Consider the following 20,917-nt stretch of genomic DNA (forward strand, 5'->3'; position numbering starts at 1 on the left):
AAAGGCCCGATTGAATTCAAAAGCAGATGGAGTGCGCTGCGCCCTTATTATTCGTCGCGTAGGCAGATGGCCGGGTTAACTCTGGCCGCGCGTATAGCTTGCGTCCCAACAGTGAGCCAGGCAACCAGTAAGGCCAGCAATCCAGCTCCTAGGAAATACCAGAACTCTAGCTCAATGCGGTACTCGAAGCTGTTAAGCCACTGGCTTACTACTAGATAGCTGATGGGAAGGGCTACGCCAATAGCCACAATTACCAGTTTCGTGAGGTCGCTTGAGAGCAGGTAAACTATGCTCAATTCGCTGGCTCCTAGCACCTTGCGGACTCCTATTTCTTTGCGCCTCTTTTCGGCCGCAAAAGCTGTTAAGCCCAACAGACCAAAGCAGGAGATAACAATAGCCAACCCAGCGAAGTAGCGGGAGAGCACCGCCACGCGCCTCTCCGAGGCATATTGCGCTTGGTAGGCGGCGTCCAGAAATTGATAATTAAAGGTAAGGCCAGGGTTGAATTGCTGGTAGAATTGCCGAATTGCTTTGATAGTTTCTTGCTCGCGGCCGGGAGTGAGTTTCACTAGCACAGTGCCAGCCGCCTGCGGCTCCAAACGGAAGATGAAAGGCTCTACTTTTTCGTGGAGCGACTCGTAGTGAAAGTCTTTCGCGACGCCCACAATCTGCGCCTTGCCCAGAACTTTGCCCACTGGATCTTGCATACCCAAACTGGCTACCAACGCTTCATTGACTATAATCTTGGTGCTGTCGGAGCGAAACTGCCGGGAAAAGCTACGGCCTGTCTTGATCTGGATACCTAGCGTTTCCAGCATGTCATAATTCACGGCCAGGTTGTTCACGGATATTTTTCTGCCCTCCCACTCCAGTTGTGGTCCCCCCAACTCGCTGGGGCCTACTCTCACGAAGTAGCCCCACATACCCGAAGCATTTGCCACTCCTGGTATCCGCTTTATCTCGGTAAGAAATGCAGCGGGTTGCTGAGCAGATTTTCCCGCCGTTTCGAAAGAAATGATATTGCTCTTATCATAGCCAAGGCTTTTATTCTGCACATAAGCTATCTGCTGATGTACTACCAACACGCAAACGATGAAGAGCACCGACAGCGCAAACTGAAACACCACCAAGGCCTTGCGTGTCCATAAGTCGGCTATGGAGCTAATGAGCGTACCTCTGAATACAGCTGCCGGCTTAAACCCCGATAAGTAAAAAGCTGGATAGCTGCCTGCCAGCAACCCCGCTAATAAGGTGATTCCCAGAAAGGCGCCGATGATGTTGGGTTTCAATTCGAGGGCCAACTGCTTGCCCGTTATTTCATTAAACTGGGGGAGTACGATCTGCACTATCGTAACGGCCACAAACAAGGCCAGAAAGGCCATCAGCACGGACTCGGCTAGGAAGTGAATGACCAGCGTAAGCCGAGTGGCTCCCAAAGTTTTTCTCACCCCAATTTCCTTTACTCGGCGCGTGGCCTTGGCAGTAGTGAGGTTCATGAAATTGATGCAGGCAATAAGCAGCACGAAAAGGGCAATTCCAGAAAACATCTTCACGTACTCAATGCGTCCGCCCGCCCGGACGCCATTTTCATATTCACCGTACAGGTACTTATCAGAGTAAGGCTCTATAAACAGCGAGCGATTCTTGTTCTTAGCGCTTTTGTGCTCCAGCAGCCCCGCAATCTTGCTTTCAAAGTTGGCTGCGTTAGCGCCTTGCTTCAGCACGATGTAGGTATGAAAAGGACCCATATCTTCCCACGTTATCTGCTGCCCCATTTTCATGATATCCTTGAAGGAATCGAAGGTCAGCACGAAATCAAATTGCTCGGAAGAATTAGCGGAAATAGGGCCAAATACCCCCGAGACAATGCAGGTTTGCTTAAGATTTGCCAATTGCCATTCAACTGACTTTCCGACGGCATTTTTAGGGCTTCCGAACAAGGCAGTAGCAGTAGCCTCTGAAAGAACAATGGCGCTTTTATCTACTAGTACTTGGTTGGCGTTGCCTTGAATAAGCGGATAAGAGAAGATGTTGAAGAAGTTTCTGGCCGCGTATTTCCCGTCGGCCTGAATATTCTTGTCTTGGCCAACCAGTGTGAACTTAGGGAAGAAGCTGGGTGGCGTAACGGCGGCAGCATACTCAATTTCCGGCATCTCGTCTAGCAGTGACTCAGCCAAGAGCGGATGAGTGCCCCAACTGGTATTTATTCCCTGATTGGTGCGCTGGTTTTCCATCACTCGGAAAAGCCGGCTGTCATTCTCGTGATATTTGTCAAAACTCATCTCATCGTTTACCCACAGATACACAGCTAGGGTACACGCCAACCCCGTTGATAAGCCAATAATGTTTATCAAAAAGGTGGTTTTGAACCGCTGAAAGTTGCGATAAATCAGAAGTAGAGAATGCCAAACCATGCCGCTGAGTAATAAGGACGGATAGAATCAAAATGCCACCTTAAGTAGCCTTACATCAGGTGGTAAACTGCTTGTGTACATTCTCCATTACTACCTCGCCATCGAGCAGCCGAATGACGCGGTGGGCGTAGCGGGCATCGTGCTCGGAGTGGGTCACCATGATGATGGTAGTGCCAGCTTCATTAAGCTCCGTGAGCAGTTCCATTACCTCATTGCCGTTGCTCGAATCAAGGTTACCGGTAGGCTCGTCGGCCAGAATCAGGCGGGGGGCATTTATGACGGCCCGGGCTACCGCTACGCGCTGCTGCTGACCACCTGAGAGCTGCTGCGGAAAGTGGTTACGGCGGTGCATAATCTGCATTTTCTCCAGCACCTTTTCCACTTTCTCCTTGCGCTCCGCCGAGCCTACGCCCAGATAAATCAGCGGTAGCTCTACATTTTCCAGCACCGTGAGCTCCTCAATCAGGTTGAAGCTTTGGAACACAAACCCCAGGTTACGCTTGCGCAAATCGGCCCGCTTCCGCTCGTTGTAATGGGCAATTTCCGTCCCGGCAAACTTGATGCTGCCACCGTCGGGTTCATCCAGCAACCCAATGATATTCAGCAAAGTAGACTTCCCGCACCCCGACGGTCCCATGATAGCCACAAACTCTCCGTCGTTCACCACGAGGGAAACTTTGTTGAGCGCTTTGGTTTCAACTTCCTCCGTGCGGTACACTTTTTCGAGGTTTTCAATCTGGATCATAAGGCTGGTGGTTGGGCTAGTGTATGCTTGTTGCTTTGACGTTGTTTTTCTGTGCTTGTGCGCTGCTGGGGGGGCTTTTATTCCTCTGTGTCTTTGAGTACTAGCTCGCCCATGTCCTCGTAGCCTTCGTAGCTGGAAGTCACTACTTTGTCGCCGGGCTTCAGGCCTTCGAGCACTTCGTAATAATCAGGGTTCTGGCGCCCCAGGCGGATATCTGTGCGGTAGGCTTTGGTGCCGTCCTCATTGACTTTAAAAATCCAGTTGCCGCCGGTTTTCTGATTAAATCCGCCCTTGGCCACGCGCACGGCTTGGGTCTGGTCGCTCAGGGATAACCGCACCTGCAGCGTCTGGCCGCGACGAATGCTCTGGGGGGCATTTCCCACGAATTCCAGGTCCACCTGCAGCCCTTTGTTTACCTGCGTAAATATCTTTTTAACGCTGAGCTCATAGCGCTTACCGTCGTGCATAAACTCGCCTTTCTGACCCGGAAAAATGCGCGAGATATAATACTCGTCAATGTTGGCGCGCACTTTTAAGCCGTTGAGCATATCCAACTGCCCAATGCGCTGCCCCGGCGCAATCGACTCGCCCACTTCCGCGTTCAGCGACGTGATACGACCTGCTACGGGCGCTTTGATAGTCAAGTCATCCATCTTCTTGTGCATGAGCGCCAGGTTGCTTTGCATGCGCCCCACCGACTCCTGCATCTGATTGACTTGCTGGCGCATAGCCACCGAATCCTGCTGCAGCGTTTGGTTAGTTAGCTGCCGCTTACGCACTTGATATTGGTAGTTATTCTGGCTCTCCGTAAACTCCTGGCGCGAGATTACTTTCTGCTCGTACAGCGATTTATTCAGCTCATAGATCCGCTTGGCTTCCTTCAAACGAAACTCAATATCCGCGAACTGATTGAGCTGCTGAATGCGGTTTTGCTGCATCAGGTTGCGCGTGTTCTGCAGGTTATTCATCAGGTCAAACACGGCCGTTTCGCGGTTCACCATTTCCAGCTGCAGGTCGGTGTTCGTGAGTTCCAGAATTGGCTGGCCGGGTGTGAGCGTCGCACCATCTTCTACCAGCACCCGCTTCACGGTGCCGCCTTCGGTAGCGTCTAGGTAGATGGTTTTGATGGGCATCACGGTGCCATCAATCGGAATAAACTCCTGAAAAGCCCCCCGGGTAACTTCGCTGATGGTGATGCGCTCCGGATCGACGTTGAGCTTGCTGGAGCCCGTCGTGGAGAAGTAGCTCGCCGCCAGTAACGCCAGCACTACCACAATTCCGCCGGAAAGAAGCAGCTTGCGAAGTGTCCAGGTTTTCTTTTGAATGGGAACGTCCATGTAACTGTTGAAATGCCGAAGAATGCCTGTGTGAAGGCGTTGTCGTCTGTACTAGTAAGGATAATGCCAGCTAATTAATATATTGATTATAAGACATTTATATAACATGTTTCTCCTGTAGACTCTTCAACTGTTCGCTTTCGATACAACCAAGTGTGCGGTAGTGATACAACTTGGTAGGCACGGCCAACAAAAACGCGCTTAGCGGGCTAGAAAAGGAGATTTTTTTATTTAGTATAGTTTATGGTAGGCAATTGGGTACTTAGCATTCTGAATCGGTAGGCCGGTTCTTCCATCTTCTATTGTAGTAGTTTCCATGGCTTCCAATAAGGCGCGCGTTCTGGTAGTAGATGACGACCGTGATGTACTGTTCGCGGTTAAGCTGCTGCTCAAAACTGAGGTGCAGGAAGTGGTGACGGAGCGGAATCCGGAGAACCTGCTTTCCGTGCTGAGCCGGCAGTCGTTCGATGTCATCTTCCTAGACATGAACTTTAAAAGCAACGTGGGCACCGGCAACGAAGGTCTGTATTGGCTGAGCCGCATCCTGGAGCGCGATAAGGACGCCACCGTAATTATGATCACCGCTCACGGCGAAATCAGCACGGCTGTACGCTCCTTGAAAGCTGGTGCCACCGACTTCATTGTGAAGCCTTGGCACAATGAAAAATTTCTGGAGACTCTGCACGCTACCCTGCAGCACAAAGCCCCCAAGACCAATTTGCCCCCCAACGTGCCCAAGAGCCCGCCTTCTTTCGCCGATGTGGCCATGCTGGGCAACTCTGAGCCCATGCAGGAGCTATTTCACACCATCGAAAAGGTAGCGCCAACGGAGGCCAATGTGCTGCTATTAGGCGAAAACGGCACCGGTAAAGAACTAGCTGCTAAGGCCCTGCATCAGCGCTCATTTCGCGCCAGTAAGCCGTTCGTTACCGCCGACTTAGCAGCCATGAGCGATGGCATTTTTGAGAGCGAACTTTTTGGCCACAAAAAAGGCTCGTTCACCGATGCCAAAGACGATAGGGTAGGGCGCTTCGCCGCTGCTTCCACAGGTACGTTGTTTCTGGACGAAATCGGCAATATCTCGCTGCCCCAGCAAGCCAAGCTGCTCACGGCTTTGCAAAATCGACAAGTGATTCCGCTGGGCAGCAATACACCAGTGCCCATCGATATTCGGCTTATCTCGGCTACCAACGTGCCCATCTATGATCTGGCGGCCAAAAATCAGTTTCGAAAGGACTTAATCTACCGCATCAACACCGTCGAAATCACCTTACCGCCCCTGCGCGACCGCGGCGGCGATGTGATCATGCTGGCCCAGCACTTCGCGGGCCTGTACGCGGCCCGCAATCACAAGCCTCGCCCCGAATTTGAGCCGGCTACGCTCAAGAAGCTTCAGCAGCATCGGTGGCCCGGCAATATTCGCGAGCTGCAACATGCCGTGGAGCGGGCCGTTATTTTGGCTGAGGGGCAAGTGTTGCGCCCCCAGGATTTTGCCTTTTCCGCCATGGAGACGCCACGGCCCACTGGGGGGCAATTTTTGCCCGACTTTGCCGATGGTCCGTTGCAGCTGAATGAGATAGAGAAGAACACGATTCTGCGGGTCATTGAGCGCCACAACGGCAACATTACCAAGGCGGCCAAAGAACTCGGCCTTACCCGCACCGCCCTCTACCGCCGTCTGGAAAAGCATGACCTTTAAACGGCTCGAAATCGGTATTTTCTTCCGGCTGCTGGCCATTCTGGTTTTGCTGTACGCGGCGGTGCACTACGGGCACCGAGGCTCGTATGCACCGGTGGCTTTTGCCGTTTTGCTGGTAGTTGTGCTAGTGCTAGAGTTGGCCCGCTACGTGACGCGCAGCAACAAGGAACTGGCTAATTTCCTGCTGGCCGTGCGGTACCGAGACTTTTCACAGCACTTCAACGAAGCGCACGCCAACCCAGCCCTGAGGCAATTGTATTCGGCTTTTAATCAACTCAATACTACTTTTCGGCAGCTAAGTGCGGAGAAGGAAGCCCAGTTTACGTACCTGCAAACGGTACTGGAACTGATCGATACTGGCATTATATCCTACGATGCGGACGGGCATGTGGAATGGGTGAATGAGTCGTTTAAACAAACGCTGGAATTGCCTTATCTGCGCACTATCCACTCCCTGCAAAAGCGCCACGAAGGCCTGTATCACGCCATTACGCAGCTAGCCCCCGGCAGCCCAGTTGTGGTGAAGCTGACGGTTGGCCAGAAAACGCTGCAGCTCTTATTATCGGCTACTTCCTTTAAGCTCCACGGTCGCGAGTCCACGCTTATTGCCTTCAAAAATGTCAGTCACGCCCTCGACGAGACTGAAACCGAGGCATGGCAGAAGCTCCTGCGCGTAATGACCCACGAAATCATGAATTCCGTGGCGCCCATTGCTTCCCTGGCTGATACCTTACGCCGCCACGTGCAGCTCGAAAAAGCAAAAGGCTCAGACCCTCACCTTCAGGACTTTGATTTGCTGGATGATGTAGAAGAAGGAATCGGCATTATTCAGCACCGCAGTGAAGGCCTGTTGAATTTTGCCCAGGTCTACCGCAATTTTAGCAAGATCACTACTCCGCTTCTGACAACCATTTACGTGGAGGAACTTTTCAATAGTGTGCAGGCCTTGCTGGCGCACTCCCTGGCCGAAAAGCAAATTGAATTGCTGGTGTCTGTTAAGCCACAAAACTTGCTCTTGCAGGCCGATAGCCATCTGATGGAGCAAGTGTTGATCAACTTAGTGCTTAATGCCGCCCACGCCGTGGAGGAGTGCCCTAACCCTCAAATTCAACTCGTGGCTTATACCGATGACAATGAGCGTGTTATTCTAGAGGTAATCGACAATGGTATGGGCATCCCAGCCGACTTGCTGGACAGTATCTTTATTCCGTTTTTTACTACTCACAAAAGCGGTTCGGGCATTGGCCTGAGTCTAGCTAGACAGATTATGCATCTGCATAAGGGCAGCATTCAGGTGCAATCGGTGGAGAGCGCGGGCAGTATCTTTCGGCTACTGTTTTAAAAGCACATTTCATTCTCCTGAAGGCCCGATGACGTCTGTATTCGGGCCTTTTTCTTGCTGTTTAATGATTGGCTTTCGGTAACTTTAAGAGTGGCCAATCAATATATTCAACTATCCTTCGTGAGAGTTTTGCTGCTTTCCGTAGCGCTCGGATGGCTGCTTAACGGGTACGCTCGCGCCCAAGCGCCTTACGACGTCATCGATTGGAAAGCTCCCACCACGCTCAATACCTACCTAGTCCAACAGATTCACCAGCAATCCGATCAGCGCCGGGCCGCTTTCACGGCTGCTTTGAAGACGGGCGTAGCTATGCAGGCTTATCAGGACACTGTTCGGGCGCGCTACCGCCGGCTGTTAGGTCCGTTGCCGGCCCGGACACCGCTTAAGGCTCATGTGGGGGGCAAAATTGAGCGCCCCGGCTACCGGGTGGAAAAAGTGGTGTACGAAAGCACCCCCAACCATCATGTTACGGCCAACCTATATGTGCCGAAAGGCAAAGGCAAGTGGCCCGCCGTGCTGCTCTTTTGCGGCCATGAAGCCACCGCCAAAGCTACCGAATCGTACCAGAAAACAGCCATTCTATTCGCTCAGAATGGCTTTGTTGTGCTGGTCATCGACCCCATTTCCCAAGGCGAGCGATATCAGCTCACCGATGCCAGTGGCAAGCCGCTCACCCGCGGCGGCACCACTGAGCACACTCTGCTTAATGGCAGCGCGGCCTTGCTGGGCACCAGCGTGCCTGCCGCCCAGCTGTGGGATAATGTGCGCGGCCTCGATTATCTGCTTACTCGCCGCGAGGTAGATGCAGACCGTATCGGCTGCCTTGGCAACTCCGGGGGTGCTACGCAAACCGCCTATTTACTTGGATATGATCCGCGGGTGAAAGTGGCCGCGCTGTGCAGCTACGTGGCCAGCGGCGAAAGAAACCTCGAGCTTACTGGCCCCGCTGACGGTTGCGTGCAGATTCCCGGCGCTGGCCAGGCTGGCCTTGACTTGGCCGAATGGCCTATCATGTTCGCGCCTAAGCCCTTGCTGCTCCTGGCTGGTCGCTATGATTTCATCGACTATGCCAGTATTCAGGCTACTTATCATGAGTTAAAGCAAGTCTACACTAAGCTGGAAAAACCTAGACGAATCAACCTGTTTACCTACGACGACGGACATGGGATTTCCCAGCCCAAGCGAGAAGCTGCCGTAGCTTGGTTTCGGCGCTGGCTGCGTGACGATGCTCAACTCGTGCCGGAAAAAGATATAGCTACTTTGTCGGCTGAGCAGTTGAACTGCACCTCTACAGGCCAAGTGAACACTGCCTTCCCGAAGGAGAGCACACTGTTGGGGCAGTATCTGGCCCAGGCGCAAGCGTTGGCTTCGCAGCGTCAGCCCCTTACCTATGCCAGCCTAACGGCTGCAATCCGGCATGTATTGGCCTTGCCCGAGGCTACGGCCATAGTTCCTCCGGTAGAGGCCGCCGACGAAGGCAGCGTGCAAGCTAAAGGCATTGCCATGCGCAAGCTGTTGCTGCGCCGCGCCGGACAGCCGCCCTTACCCGCCCTGTTAGCCTTGCCCCCCGGAAATTTGCCCCCCAGCAAGGTTATTGTCTGGCTACCCGATCAAGGTAAGGCGGCGCTTGTTGATAGCGCTAACCTTCTCGCCAATTACCTGCGAGAACGGGCCGTGGTCCTGCTGGTAGACCTGCGCGGCCTGGGCGAAACCACCGATCCGACAGCCTTCAACGACCCTAAATACTACAACCGTGAGTACCGCCCGGCGCTACTGGCGCTCCACTTGGGGCGGCCGTTATTGGGGCAGCGGGTAGAGGATGTGTTTTCGGTGCTAAACTTTATCCGGCAGGACAACAGGTTCAATGCCTTGCCTATTGAGGTTTATGCCAATGGCCGCGCCGCGCCAGCGGCGTTGCACGCGGCTGTGCTATCGCCCCAAATTACCCGCTTAGAAGTAAGCGATTTGCCTGGCTCGTTCCACGAGATTTTGACCCAACCAATTCGAAAGGATTGGTATTCGCTGGTGCTGCCTAATGTATTGCACTACTACGACTTGCATGACCTGGCAGTGGTAATTGGCCCCCAACGACTTCACAACGGTAACGTGCGATAAAGCAGCCGTAGCGTAAAGTGTAGAATCAATCGGCTTCTTCAGACACTCAGGTTTCTATATGACCTGCCAGAACTTTTGCTGGAATATTTATTGCTGCCACTCATAAGCCCGCTTGGTCGCTGCTTATCAGGCGAAGCAGTTACTTCAATAGCAAGAACTTGCGCTGAATAATCTCCTGCACGGGCACGTTCTCAATCTTGCTTTCCAGCCAGGAAATAATGTCGAGGTAGAGAAATGGGCGGCGCTCAAACGGGTTGGCGGCAATGCGAATGAGTTGTTCCTTGAGTTGCACAAATGCCTCTTTCAACTGAGAAGGTGCCACGTCGCCGAGGTTGCGCAGGAACTGAAAAATGGCCACCTGCATTTGCTGCTGCTCGTTCATTTTGCCCAAGAAACGGTACACCGACTTGATCTGATACTCCAGATCTTCGTCGCGACCGGCCTCGTAGTGCGCAATTAGGTTCAGGATGCGGGCAAAACACTGAATGTCTTCACGTAGGCCGAGATCTTTGTGCTGAATGACTTTAGTGAGATAATCAATGGCCTTATCATAGTGGCCACTGCCGAAATAGAGGCTGGCAATCTTGTAGTAAAACACGAGCCTGCGGTGCGGATCCAACTGCTGGCGGAAGCGGCTCAGGTTGTCAAGCAGCTCCGGAACGATAGTGAGGCCCTCGGTGAAGCGCCCACGCATAAAGTAGGCGTTGATGCGGTTGGTATAGAAATACAGAAAAAGCAGCATGTCCGTGTTGGGACTCGTACGCCGGTCGGGGTCATTGGTCAGGGCCTCTAGGGTACGCAATACCTCGCTGAACTTGCTGTAATACTGTAAGTTGAATAGCGAAATAAGCAGGTTGTGCAGGCCCTTGAGGTAGAGCATGAACTGCTGCTCCTGCATGCTGGGGTATTCTGTGAACAGGTCTACCCACTTCTGCGCATAGCGATAACAGGCGCGGAAATTCTGGGTGATGGTGTGGTACCAAACCTGGGCCTGGTAGAAGTACAGCTTCTCAAAAAAGCCCCCCGCAGTCAGATCAACCGCGGCTACTTCTGTTCGGAAAAGCGCGGTGATACTTTCGGAGTCCTCTTGGTTGCGGGAGTGGCCAATTTTAATGTACAACCCGTACATGCGCAAGGCCAGATTGGACAGCTCGTGCTCCTGGGTCAGGTGGGCCACCGTGTCCCGCACCTCCGCCGACAAGTTCTCCGCCTTGCCCCGCAAACTGCGCGTGATGTACTGCGACTCAATAAGTTTCTCAAAGTCGAGCGCCAGCAGCGCGATGTGGGGCATCTCGGCCTGGTGGGCAGCTACCTTCACTTTCTCCAGCATCTTCAGGCTCTGCTGGTAAAGGCCGCGATTGTAAAGCACGCGGGCATAATCGAGCTGTTCGCGCAGCTGAATATCCAGGTTTTGGCCCAAGTGGTAGAGGCGCAGGCTGGCCAGCATTTGCTTGTATAAGTTGGCTTTCAGGTTGGCCAGCTGCACCTTTTTGATGGCGGGTACTTCTGAAAGCACACGTTCCTCGTCGTAGCGATCCTGCTCATCCAGCGCGTCAAAAAGCTGTAGAAATTTCAACCCTTCATTGGAGCCTTGCCGATTAGTAAATAGCCGAAAGTGCCGCTTTTCGGAGCGGGTTAAGGACTTAATTAACTGAAAAACCGGGTCAAGGCTTTCGTTAGGCATTGTATTCTAGTGTTTAGTAATTACTTATTAAAGAGACAGTTATAATTGGAATAGCTGCATTTGGAAATAGTGGATTAAGTGAAATTTGTTTTTAGCCCACTAAACGGACGGTGCTACTTGCGTGCAGCTTACAGCAATGAAGGGCCGGCTTTTAAGCTAACTGCGACACTCAGCCAAAGTGCATTGTAGCGCTGCAAGCTAAACAGAAAGCACCACCTGCTTATTGCTCGCAAGTTGATCGTCCTGACCGACAACTCAAATGAATTTACGTGCATAGTTGGGCTCCTCTTTCCTGCACGCATCAACAACGCCACCGCTCCAGCTGCCATGCTTTTCACCGTCCTAGTCGTCATTCTGGTCATTATTCAGCTGCCGCTGGGCTGAAGGAGCTATTTCTGTTTTCAAGAACAAGCCTTTCTAAGCCCCGCGCTCAGAAAGGCTTTTTACTGCTGACCACTTAACTCAAATTCACCGCTTCTATGTATTTCAAGGAAAACACTGTCGCTTTTGTAGATGGTGAGTTTGTTCGGGCCGATCAAGCTACCTGTAGTGTCTATGCGCAATCGTTGCACTACGGATATGCCGTTTTTGAAGGCATCAGGGCCTATAATACCCCCCAAGGCCCCCATGTCTTTAAGGCGCGCGAGCACTACGAACGGCTAGAGTACTCGTGCAATACCGTGGGAATGCCGCTGCCGTATTCGGTGGAGGAACTGATTCAGATCAGCTACCAGCTGCTGGAAAAAAACGGCCTTACTGATGCTTACATCCGGCCGCTAGTGTACGCGGCTACGCCCAATATGAGTCTGAAATGCGCGAGCAGCAGCAACCTGCTGATGGCCGTGTGGGAGTGGGGTAAATACCTCGGCGACCAAAGCTTGCGCCTGACCATTTCGCCCTACGAGCGGCCCAACCCCAAAGCGGTGCCCATTGAGGCCAAAATATCCGGCCACTACGTCAACTCCATCATTGCCAGCACCGAAGCGAAAGGTCGGGGCTACGATGAAGCGCTCTTGCTAGATATGAATGGCTACGTGGCGGAAGGACCGGGGGCCAATTTCTTCTTCGAGAAAAACGGGGAGCTGTTTACCGCTCCGGCCGGCAGCATTTTGCGCGGCATCACCCGCAACACCATCATTGATCTGGCCCGGGAAGCAGGTATTACGGTGCACGAAAAGTTCTTCACGCCCGCTGCTTTGCAGGGCGCTACCGGTGCCTTTATGACGGGCACTGCCGCTGAGGTGATTGGCGTGTCATCCGTGGACGAAGTCGTGTTCGAGACGCCTTTTCAAGATACCATCGGAGCTCAATTGGCGCGCCGCTACCAAGCTTTAGTAACTGGGGCGTTGACGTCAGCACTTTCCTCTAAATAACTCCCACTTAGAACCGCTTTCCATGGCTCTTAACCCTTACAGCCGCATCTATACTCAAGACGACAGCTTGCCGGCTTCCCAGGCCATGCTGATTGGCTCCGGCCTGTCGGAGGCCGATTTGCGCAAGCCGTTTGTGGGTATTTGCTCCACCGGGTTCGATGGCAACACCTGCAACATGCACCTGAATGGCTTGGCAGATCAGGTGAAGGAGGGCGTAGGTGCACACGGCATGGTAGGGCTGCGGTTCAATACGATTGGCGTGAGTGACGGCATTACCAACGGCACGCCGGGTATGCGTTACTCGCTAGTTTCGAGGGAGATAATTGCCGATTCTATTGAGGCTATGGCCGCTGCGCACAACTACGATGCGCTGGCCTGCGTGGTGGGCTGCGATAAAAACATGCCCGGCTCGCTTATGGCGATGGCGCGCCTGAATCGACCTTCGCTCATGGTATATGGCGGCACCATTAAGGGGGGCAATTTTAAAGGTCAGCAACTCAATATTGTCTCGTGCTTTGAGGCTTATGGAAAGAAGCTGCAGAACGCAATTTCCGACGAAGATTACCGAGGCATTATCAACCACGCCTGCCCTGGACCGGGGGCCTGCGGGGGCATGTACACGGCCAACACGATGGCCTCGGCAGCGGAAGTATTGGGCATGTCGGTGCCGTATTCTTCGTCGGCACCAGCGGTGAGTGCGGCCAAGCGCGAGGAGTGCCTGCACACCGGCGAGTACTTGCTGCGCCTGTTGGAAAAAGACATCAAGCCGCGGGATATCCTGGTGCGTGAAGCTTTCGAAAATGCCATGGTGCTCATCACGGCGCTCGGGGGCTCTACCAATGCTGTTATTCACCTCATCGCCATTGCCGACGCGGCCGGCGTGAAGCTAACATTGCAGGACTTCCAGCAAGTCAGCAACCGCGTGCCTATGCTGGCCGACCTCAAGCCCAGCGGTAAGTACCTGATGGAAGATTTGTCGGCTTTGGGGGGCGTTCCTGCCGTGATGAAAACCCTGCTCAACGAGAAATTGCTAACCGGAGACTTGCTGACCGTAACGGGCAAAACGCTGGCGGAAAACCTGGCTAGCGTAGCCGCATTAGGTGAGGAGCAGGATTTGCTGCGGCCGTTTTCTAACCCCATCAAAGCCGACGGTCACATCCAGATTCTGTTTGGCAACTTGGCGCCTGAAGGAGCCGTGGCTAAAATCACGGGGAAGGAAGGGACCAAGTTCGTGGGTCCAGCTAGTGTGTTCGATTCAGAAGAAGAGCTGAACGAAGGACTGACCCAGGGCAAAGTTGAGGCCGGCCAGGTGGTCATTATCCGCTACGTGGGCCCGAAAGGCGGGCCCGGTATGCCCGAGATGCTCAAGCCGACCTCGGCCATTATTGGTGCTGGTTTAGGCGATAAAGTAGCGCTGGTAACCGACGGTCGCTTTTCGGGCGGCACGCACGGCTTTGTTATCGGCCATGTGTGCCCCGAGGCCTACGATGGCGGACCCATCGCGCTGGTCCGCAACGGCGACCAGGTGGTGCTGGATGCGGCCAACAACACAATCAGTGTGCTAGTGGAAGGAACCGAAATGGCGGACCGCCGGGCCCAATGGACGCCACCAGCCGAAAAAGCCCCCCGGGGCGTGCTGCGCAAGTATATCCGCACCGTGGGCTCCGCCAGTGAGGGGTGCATCACCGATTCATAAGTAAGACTATGTTCACGAAGGAAGAACCAGTCCAACTCCTGCAGGAAAAAGCCCCCCAGACTATGTCGGGAGCTGAAATGACGCTGCGTGCCCTGCTGACTGAAGGTGTAGATACTGTTTTTGGCTATCCGGGCGGGGCTATTATTCCCATCTACGACGCGCTTTTTGACTTCAAGGAGCAGCTGAACCATGTGCTGGTGCGCCACGAGCAAGGCGGAATTCACGCCGCCCAGGGCTATGCTCGTGCCTCCGGTAAAGTAGGGGTGGTGTTTGCCACCAGCGGGCCCGGCGCGACCAATCTGGTCACGGGTCTGGCTGATGCCCTTATCGACAGCACACCTTTGGTATGCATTACCGGCCAGGTATTCGCGCATTTGCTTGGCACTGATGCCTTCCAGGAAACCGATATTATCAACATCACGACACCAGTTACCAAATGGAATTATCAGGTAACCGAGGCTAGTCAACTACCAGAGGCACTGGCCAAAGCCTTCTACATTGCCCGCAGCGGCCGGCCCGGTCCGGTCCTGATTGACATCACTAAAAACGCTCAGCAGCAGAAGTTTGGGTTTTCGGAGTACACGCCTTGTAATCACATTCGTAGCTACCGGCCCACGCCTATTGTGCGGCACGAATATGTAGCCCAGGCAGCAGCGCTGATTAACGAAGCTAAGCGCCCCTTCGTGCTCTGGGGTCAGGGGGTAATTTTGGGAGCAGCCGAGCAGGAGTTCCGCAACTTCATTGAGAAGAGCGGCATTCCGGCTGCTTGGACTATTCTGGGCGCTGGCGCTCTGCCTACTGGCCATCCATTGAATGTGGGCATGCTGGGCATGCACGGCAACTACGGCCCCAACGTGCTGACCAACGAGTGCGACGTGCTCATTGCCATTGGTATGCGCTTCGACGACCGGGTAACTGGTCGCCTCGACAAATATGCCAAGCAGGCTCAGGTAGTTCACCTCGACATCGACCCAACGGAGATCGATAAAAACGTTGCCACCACCGTGCCCGTGTGGGGCGATTGTAAGGAAACGCTGCCCTTGCTCACCGAACTGATTGAGGCAAAAACCCACCCGGAATGGCGGCAACGGTTCGAGCAGTTTCAGACAGAAGAAGTGGCCGCTGTTATTCAAGAAGAGCTTTTTCCGACGTCGGATGAGCTGACCATGGGCGAGGTCATTCAGCAGCTAAATGAGCTGACTCAGGGCGACGCCATTGTGGTGACCGATGTGGGCCAGCACCAGATGGTCGCCTGCCGCTACGCCAAGTTCAATTACTCGCGCAGCAACATCACCAGCGGCGGACTGGGCACGATGGGGTTTGCCTTGCCCGCAGCCATCGGAGCCAAGTTTGGTCGCCCCGACCGCACCGTGGTAGCCATTATTGGCGACGGTGGTATCCAGATGACGATTCAGGAGCTGGGAACCATTATGCAGACCGGCGTGGACGTAAAAATCATCATCCTCAACAATCAGTTTTTGGGCATGGTGCGGCAGTGGCAGGAGCTATTTAACGACCGGCGCTACTCTTTCGTGAACATCGCCAGCCCCGACTACGTGACCGTGGCCAGCGGCTACAGCATCAGCGGCAAACGCGTTTCGGAGCGCGCAGAGCTGAAAAGCAGCCTCCAAGATATGCTACAGCATCCCGGCTCTTTTCTGCTGGAGGTAATGGTGACCAAGGAGAACAACATCTTTCCCATGGTGCCGCAAGGCTGCAGCGTTAGCGAAATCCGGCTGCGGTAGGGTGATACTACATTAACTAAAAGAACGTGTCATGCAGAGGCGGAGCCGAAGCATCTCGCGTGCTGACGCTGAATTAGTAATCTAACGGCGCGAGCGAGATGCTTCGGCTCCGCCTCTGCATGACGGCCAAGAAGAGAGTTAAACCAAGAAATATGAGTGAGCAACCCATTGACCGGCAGGAATACAACATCACGGCGTACACCGAAAATCAGATCGGCTTGCTCAACCGCATTGCCATCATCTTCTCGCGCCGCAAAATCAACATCGAAAGCTTGAACACTTCACCCTCCGAAATCGACGGAATTCACCGCTTCAACATCGTGATTCACGAAACAGAGGATGTGGTACGTAAGATTGCCAAGCAGATTGAGAAGCAAGTAGAGGTGCTAAAAGTGTACTTCAACACTAACCAGGAGGTGATTTGGCAGGAAATGGCGCTGTACAAAGTGCCGACTGATATCATAGCCGAAAAAGCCTCCGTGGAGCGCCTGCTACGTGAATACGGTGCCCGGGCCGTCGTGATTCGCCGCGACTATACGGTATTCGAAACCACGGGCCACCGCGAAGAAACCGATAATCTAATCAAAGTGCTGCAGCCCTACGGCCTGATCGAGTTTGTGCGCAGCGCCCGCATCGCCATCATCAAGCACAGCGACGGCTTCAACCGCAAGCTGCGCGAATTTGAGCGCACAGAACCAGGCTCAGAAGTCATTGAGAATGAGTTTCTCAATGACCGCGACAAGGTCTTTACGATGTAAGCAAGACCGTCATGCAGAGCGCAGCGAAGTATCTCGCTCGCGCCGTTAGATTACTAATTCAGCGTCAGCACGCGAGATGCTTCGGCTCCGCCTCTGCATGACGTTCGAAAAAGCCCCCCAGACGACAGAAAAACAACTTTAAACCATAAAACTCAAACCCCAACAACATGGCAACCATCAATTTTGGCGGCGTAGACGAAACCGTAATTACCCGCGACGAATATCCGCTGTTCAAGGCGCAAGCCTATTTGAAGGACGAAGTAATTGCCGTGATCGGGTACGGGGTGCAAGGTCCCGGCCAGGCGCTAAACCTGCGCGACAATGGCTTCAACGTTATCATCGGGCAGCGCCAAGATTCGCCTTCATGGGAGAAGGCCTTGCAGGATGGATGGGTAGAAGGCGAAACGCTGTTTTCTATTGAGGAAGCGGCGGAGCGCGGAACCATCATCGCCAATCTGCTGTCGGATGCCGGCCAGATTGCGCTGTGGCCTACGCTTAAAGCCCGACTGACACCTGGCAAAACGCTGTACTTCTCGCACGGCTTCGGCATCACTTTCAACGACCAAACCAACATCATTCCGCCCGCCAATGTGGACGTGATTCTGGTAGCGCCCAAGGGTAGCGGCACGAGCTTGCGACGGTTGTATTTGCAGGGTGGGGGGCTAAATTCGTCGTTTGCCGTGTACCAAGACGCCAGCGGCGACGCTTATGAAAAAGCTATTGCATTGGGCATCGGAGTAGGCTCAGGCTATCTGTTTGAAACCGATTTTAAGAAGGAGGTTTATTCTGATCTGACGGGGGAGAGAGGCGTGCTCATGGGCGCGTTGGCCGGCATCATTGAGGCTCAGTATCAGGTGTTGCGGCAGCGCGGGCACTCGCCTTCGGAAGCCTTCAATGAAACCGTGGAAGAGCTGACTCAGAGCCTCGTGCCGCTGGTAGGCGAAAACGGCATGGATTGGATGTTTAGCAATTGCTCCGTAACGGCACAGCGTGGTGCTCTCGATTGGAAAGGCCGCTTCCGCGAGGCTACGTTGCCCGTGCTCAATGAACTCTACGATAGTGTAGCCTCCGGCAAAGAAGCGGAGCGCACTATCCAGCGCGGCTCAACGCCTAATTACCGTCAGGAACTGGAAGTGGAATTGAAGGAAATTCGCGAGTCGGAGCTTTGGCAGACCGGCGCTACTGTGCGCCAGCTTCGTTCTCTGAAAAAGACCCAGGAAGCCGATGCATAGCGAAACTATAGCCACTTCAGCCCCGGCGGTGCTGCTGGAAAATGTAGAGCAAGCTGCTCGCAATTTGCAGGGGGTAATCTATGAAACGCTACTACAGCAAAATCTTGGCTTGTCGGCTGCTTATGGAGCCACCATTTACCTCAAGCGGGAAGACTTGCAGGTGGTGCGCTCCTACAAGATTCGGGGGGCTTACAACAAGATTTGCACGCTAACGCGGGAGCAGGGCGCGCACGATGTAGTGTGTGCCAGCGCCGGCAACCACGCCCAGGGCGTGGCCTATGCGTGTCAGCTGCTGGGGCTGAAGGGCTATATTTTCATGCCGGCCAATACGCCGGCCCAGAAGGTGAGTAAGGTGCGCCTGTTCGGCAAAGATCAGGTAGAAGTAATCCTGACCGGCAACACCTTCGACGACACCTTTACGGCTGCCAAGCACTTCTGCGACGAGCGAGGCAGCACCTTCGTGCACCCTTTCGACGATATGGCCATCGTGGAGGGTCAGGCCACCGTGGGCTTGGAAATTCTGCAAGCGTCGCCCGTACCAATTGACTATTGCTTTATGCCCATAGGTGGGGGTGGGCTGGCCTCGGGCGTGGGGAGCGTTTTTCGGCAACTAAGTCCGCACACCAAGCTGATTGGCGTGCAGCCACAGGGCGCACCTTCCATGCAGCAAGCCATTCAGGCCGGGCAGCGGCAGGCTTTGGAAAATATCGAGAGCTTTGTAGATGGAGCCGCCGTGAAGTGTCCCGGCGCCCTCACGTTTGAGTTGTGCCGTGAGTTGCTCGACGATGTGGTGCTGGTGCCGGAAGGGCAGGTGTGTGAAGACCTGCTCAAAATGTACAATGAGGAAGGCATCGTGCTGGAGCCCGCCGGCACGCTGAGCATTTCAGCCCTTCGTCAGTATGCCGATGAAATCAAAGGCAAAACGGTGGTGTGCGTGCTCAGTGGCAGCAACAACGACATTACTCGGATGGAGGATATCAAGGAACGCGCTATGCGTCACCAGGGCCTGAAGCACTATTTTATGGTCACCTTCAACCAACGCCCCGGGGCACTCCGCCGCTTCGTAAACAACGTGCTTCACCCCGACGACGACATTATTCACTTCCAGTACATCAAGAAAAATAACAAGGAGAAAGGCCCCGTTTTCGTGGGTATTGAAGTGAGAAAGCCCCACGAAATTGAAGGTATTCAGCAACGAATGGCGGCAGAAGGTTTTGCCTATGAATACCTCAACGGTAAGCAGGATTTCTTGAGCTTGCTGGTGTAGGTTAAGCTAAAGTGTTAGTTATCAAATAGAACGTTATGCAGAGCGCAGCGAAGCATCTCGCTCGCGGTCGTGAGATTACTAACCTCACATCAGCACGCAAGATGCTTCGCTGCGCTCTGCATGACCGCCTTTTGGAGCCGTTTGTATCTTATGTCCAGCATAAAATATAACCAGTTTAGGCGTTGGCCTTTGTATTTGGTTTAGATGTTAAATATTGATTATCAAAAGGTTATAATCTAAAAAGTCACAATTAGAAATAGTAGGCTTCTCGAAAACTTGTTTCTCTAGCTAGGTTTTGCCGGTGTACTTGCGACAGCTATTCGCTTCAAAGTACTCCGACTATATGGCAGCTGAGAAAATACGAATCTTCGATACCACGCTCCGCGACGGCGAGCAAGTGCCGGGCTGTAAGCTAAACCGCGACGAGAAACTGATTATCGCTGAGCAACTTGAACAGCTTGGCGTTGATGTTATTGAGGCTGGATTTCCCGTTTCCAGTCCCGGCGACTTTGAGGCAGTGCAGGCTATTGCAGCCCAAACCCGCGAGGCAACGGTTTGCGGCCTGAGCCGAGCCGTGGAAAACGATATTCGGGTAGCGGCTGAAGCACTGAAACCGGCACGCTATCCGCGCATTCACACGGGCATAGGAACCTCCGAATCGCACATTTTGCACAAGTTGTGCAGCACTCAAGATAAAGTGCTGGAGCGCGCTATAGCGGCCGTAAAGCTGGCCAAATCCTTCGTGGAAGACGTCGAGTTTTATGCTGAAGACGCTGGCCGTACGGAGAACGCCTATCTGGCCCGCGTTTGTGAGGCAGCTATTAAGGCTGGCGCCACCGTTCTGAACATTCCCGACACCACCGGCTACTGTCTGCCCGACGAGTACGGCGCCAAGATTAAGTACTTGCGTGAGAATGTGCGCGGTATTGAAAATGTCTGTTTGTCAACGCATTGCCACAATGATTTGGGTTTGGCCACGGCCAATTCTATCTCGGGCGTGCTGAACGGCGCCCGTCAGATAGAGTGCACTATTAATGGGGTAGGAGAGCGGGCTGGCAATACGGCGTTGGAAGAAGTCGTCATGATTCTGCGCCAGCATCCTTATTTGCAACTTGATACCAACGTCATTTCTCAACGTTTGGCCGACACTTCGGCCTTGGTTTCGACCATGATGGGGATGCTGGTGCAGCCCAATAAGGCCATTGTGGGGTCTAATGCTTTCTCCCATTCCAGTGGCATTCATCAAGACGGGGTGATTAAGAACCGCGAAACCTACGAAATCATCGATCCGCGTACGGTGGGCGTGGCCGATTCTTCCATTGTGCTTACGGCCCGCTCGGGGCGTGCGGCACTAGCCTATCGACTCCAAAAGTTAGGCTATGAATTTGACCGTCCGGCGCTTAATAAAGCCTATGCGTTATTTATGCAACTCGCAGACCGTCAAAAGGAAGTGGTGGATAGTGACCTGCACTCATTAGTGGAACAAGAAAACCTGGTTACGGCCAATTAA

At 53.6% G+C, this 20,917-nt stretch carries 14 protein-coding genes; 10 read left to right on the forward strand and 4 right to left on the reverse strand.

Features of this window, described 5'->3' with window-relative positions; translation table 11 throughout:
• Positions 1 to 47: 47 nt before the first annotated feature.
• The 3 genes from H8B13_RS02040 to H8B13_RS02050 form a co-directional block, all read right to left on the reverse strand.
• Positions 48 to 2,414: an ABC transporter permease gene (locus H8B13_RS02040; protein WP_187309154.1), complete on the reverse strand. Its 2,367-nt coding sequence runs from the start codon at positions 2,412 to 2,414 to the stop codon at positions 48 to 50.
• Positions 2,415 to 2,469: 55 nt separating this feature from the next.
• Positions 2,470 to 3,159, reverse strand: a complete 690-nt coding sequence (locus tag H8B13_RS02045; protein ID WP_187309155.1) for an ABC transporter ATP-binding protein — start codon at positions 3,157 to 3,159, stop codon at positions 2,470 to 2,472.
• A gap of 77 nt (positions 3,160 to 3,236) precedes the next feature.
• Positions 3,237 to 4,496, reverse strand: coding sequence for an efflux RND transporter periplasmic adaptor subunit (locus H8B13_RS02050; RefSeq protein ID WP_187309156.1), 1,260 nt, complete (start codon positions 4,494 to 4,496; stop codon positions 3,237 to 3,239).
• Positions 4,497 to 4,812: 316 nt separating this feature from the next.
• Between H8B13_RS02050 and H8B13_RS02055 the strand changes: the two genes are divergently transcribed.
• The 3 genes from H8B13_RS02055 (at position 4,813) to H8B13_RS02065 (ending at position 9,652) form a co-directional block, all read left to right on the forward strand.
• Positions 4,813 to 6,195, forward strand: coding sequence for a sigma-54-dependent transcriptional regulator (locus H8B13_RS02055; RefSeq protein WP_187309157.1), 1,383 nt, complete (start codon positions 4,813 to 4,815; stop codon positions 6,193 to 6,195).
• Positions 6,185 to 7,537, forward strand: a complete 1,353-nt coding sequence (locus H8B13_RS02060; RefSeq protein ID WP_187309158.1) for a sensor histidine kinase — start codon at positions 6,185 to 6,187, stop codon at positions 7,535 to 7,537. Before H8B13_RS02055 ends, H8B13_RS02060 begins: the two co-directional genes overlap by 11 nt.
• 120 nt (positions 7,538 to 7,657) lie before the next feature.
• On the forward strand, positions 7,658 to 9,652 hold the full coding sequence (locus H8B13_RS02065) for an alpha/beta hydrolase family protein (RefSeq protein WP_187309159.1): 1,995 nt from the start codon (positions 7,658 to 7,660) through the stop codon (positions 9,650 to 9,652).
• A gap of 139 nt (positions 9,653 to 9,791) precedes the next feature.
• Here H8B13_RS02065 and H8B13_RS02070 read toward each other — a convergent pair whose 3' ends face one another.
• Positions 9,792 to 11,336: a hypothetical protein gene (locus H8B13_RS02070; protein WP_187309160.1), complete on the reverse strand. Its 1,545-nt coding sequence runs from the start codon at positions 11,334 to 11,336 to the stop codon at positions 9,792 to 9,794.
• A 479-nt stretch (positions 11,337 to 11,815) separates the two neighbouring features.
• Here H8B13_RS02070 and H8B13_RS02075 point away from each other — a divergent pair, with 479 nt between their 5' ends.
• From H8B13_RS02075 to H8B13_RS02105, 7 genes are all read left to right on the forward strand, one after another.
• Entirely contained in the window at positions 11,816 to 12,709 is an 894-nt protein-coding gene (locus H8B13_RS02075; RefSeq protein WP_187309161.1) for a branched-chain amino acid transaminase, read from the forward strand.
• Positions 12,710 to 12,731: 22 nt separating this feature from the next.
• Complete coding sequence (gene ilvD / locus H8B13_RS02080) at positions 12,732 to 14,405, forward strand: dihydroxy-acid dehydratase (protein WP_187309162.1); 1,674 nt, start codon at positions 12,732 to 12,734, stop codon at positions 14,403 to 14,405.
• Between the two features lie 8 nt (positions 14,406 to 14,413).
• Complete coding sequence (gene ilvB / locus H8B13_RS02085) at positions 14,414 to 16,150, forward strand: biosynthetic-type acetolactate synthase large subunit (RefSeq protein ID WP_187309163.1); 1,737 nt, start codon at positions 14,414 to 14,416, stop codon at positions 16,148 to 16,150.
• Positions 16,151 to 16,302: 152 nt separating this feature from the next.
• A complete protein-coding gene (ilvN, locus tag H8B13_RS02090; RefSeq protein ID WP_187309164.1) occupies positions 16,303 to 16,908 on the forward strand; it encodes an acetolactate synthase small subunit in 606 nt (201 codons plus the stop codon).
• Between the two features lie 167 nt (positions 16,909 to 17,075).
• Positions 17,076 to 18,140 carry a ketol-acid reductoisomerase gene (ilvC, locus tag H8B13_RS02095; protein WP_187309165.1) on the forward strand — a complete coding sequence of 355 codons (1,065 nt, stop codon included), beginning with the start codon at positions 17,076 to 17,078 and terminating at the stop codon, positions 18,138 to 18,140.
• On the forward strand, positions 18,133 to 19,407 hold the full coding sequence (gene ilvA, locus H8B13_RS02100; protein ID WP_187309166.1) for a threonine ammonia-lyase IlvA: 1,275 nt from the start codon (positions 18,133 to 18,135) through the stop codon (positions 19,405 to 19,407). The genes ilvC and ilvA overlap by 8 nt, the downstream gene beginning before the upstream one ends.
• Positions 19,408 to 19,750: 343 nt before the next feature.
• The gene (locus H8B13_RS02105) at positions 19,751 to 20,917 is read left to right on the forward strand and encodes a 2-isopropylmalate synthase (RefSeq protein WP_187309167.1); all 1,167 of its coding nucleotides are present in this window, start codon (positions 19,751 to 19,753) and stop codon (positions 20,915 to 20,917) included.

It is taken from the genome of Hymenobacter sp. BT188 (assembly GCF_014333585.1).
Classification (GTDB): Bacteria; Bacteroidota; Bacteroidia; order Cytophagales; family Hymenobacteraceae; genus Hymenobacter.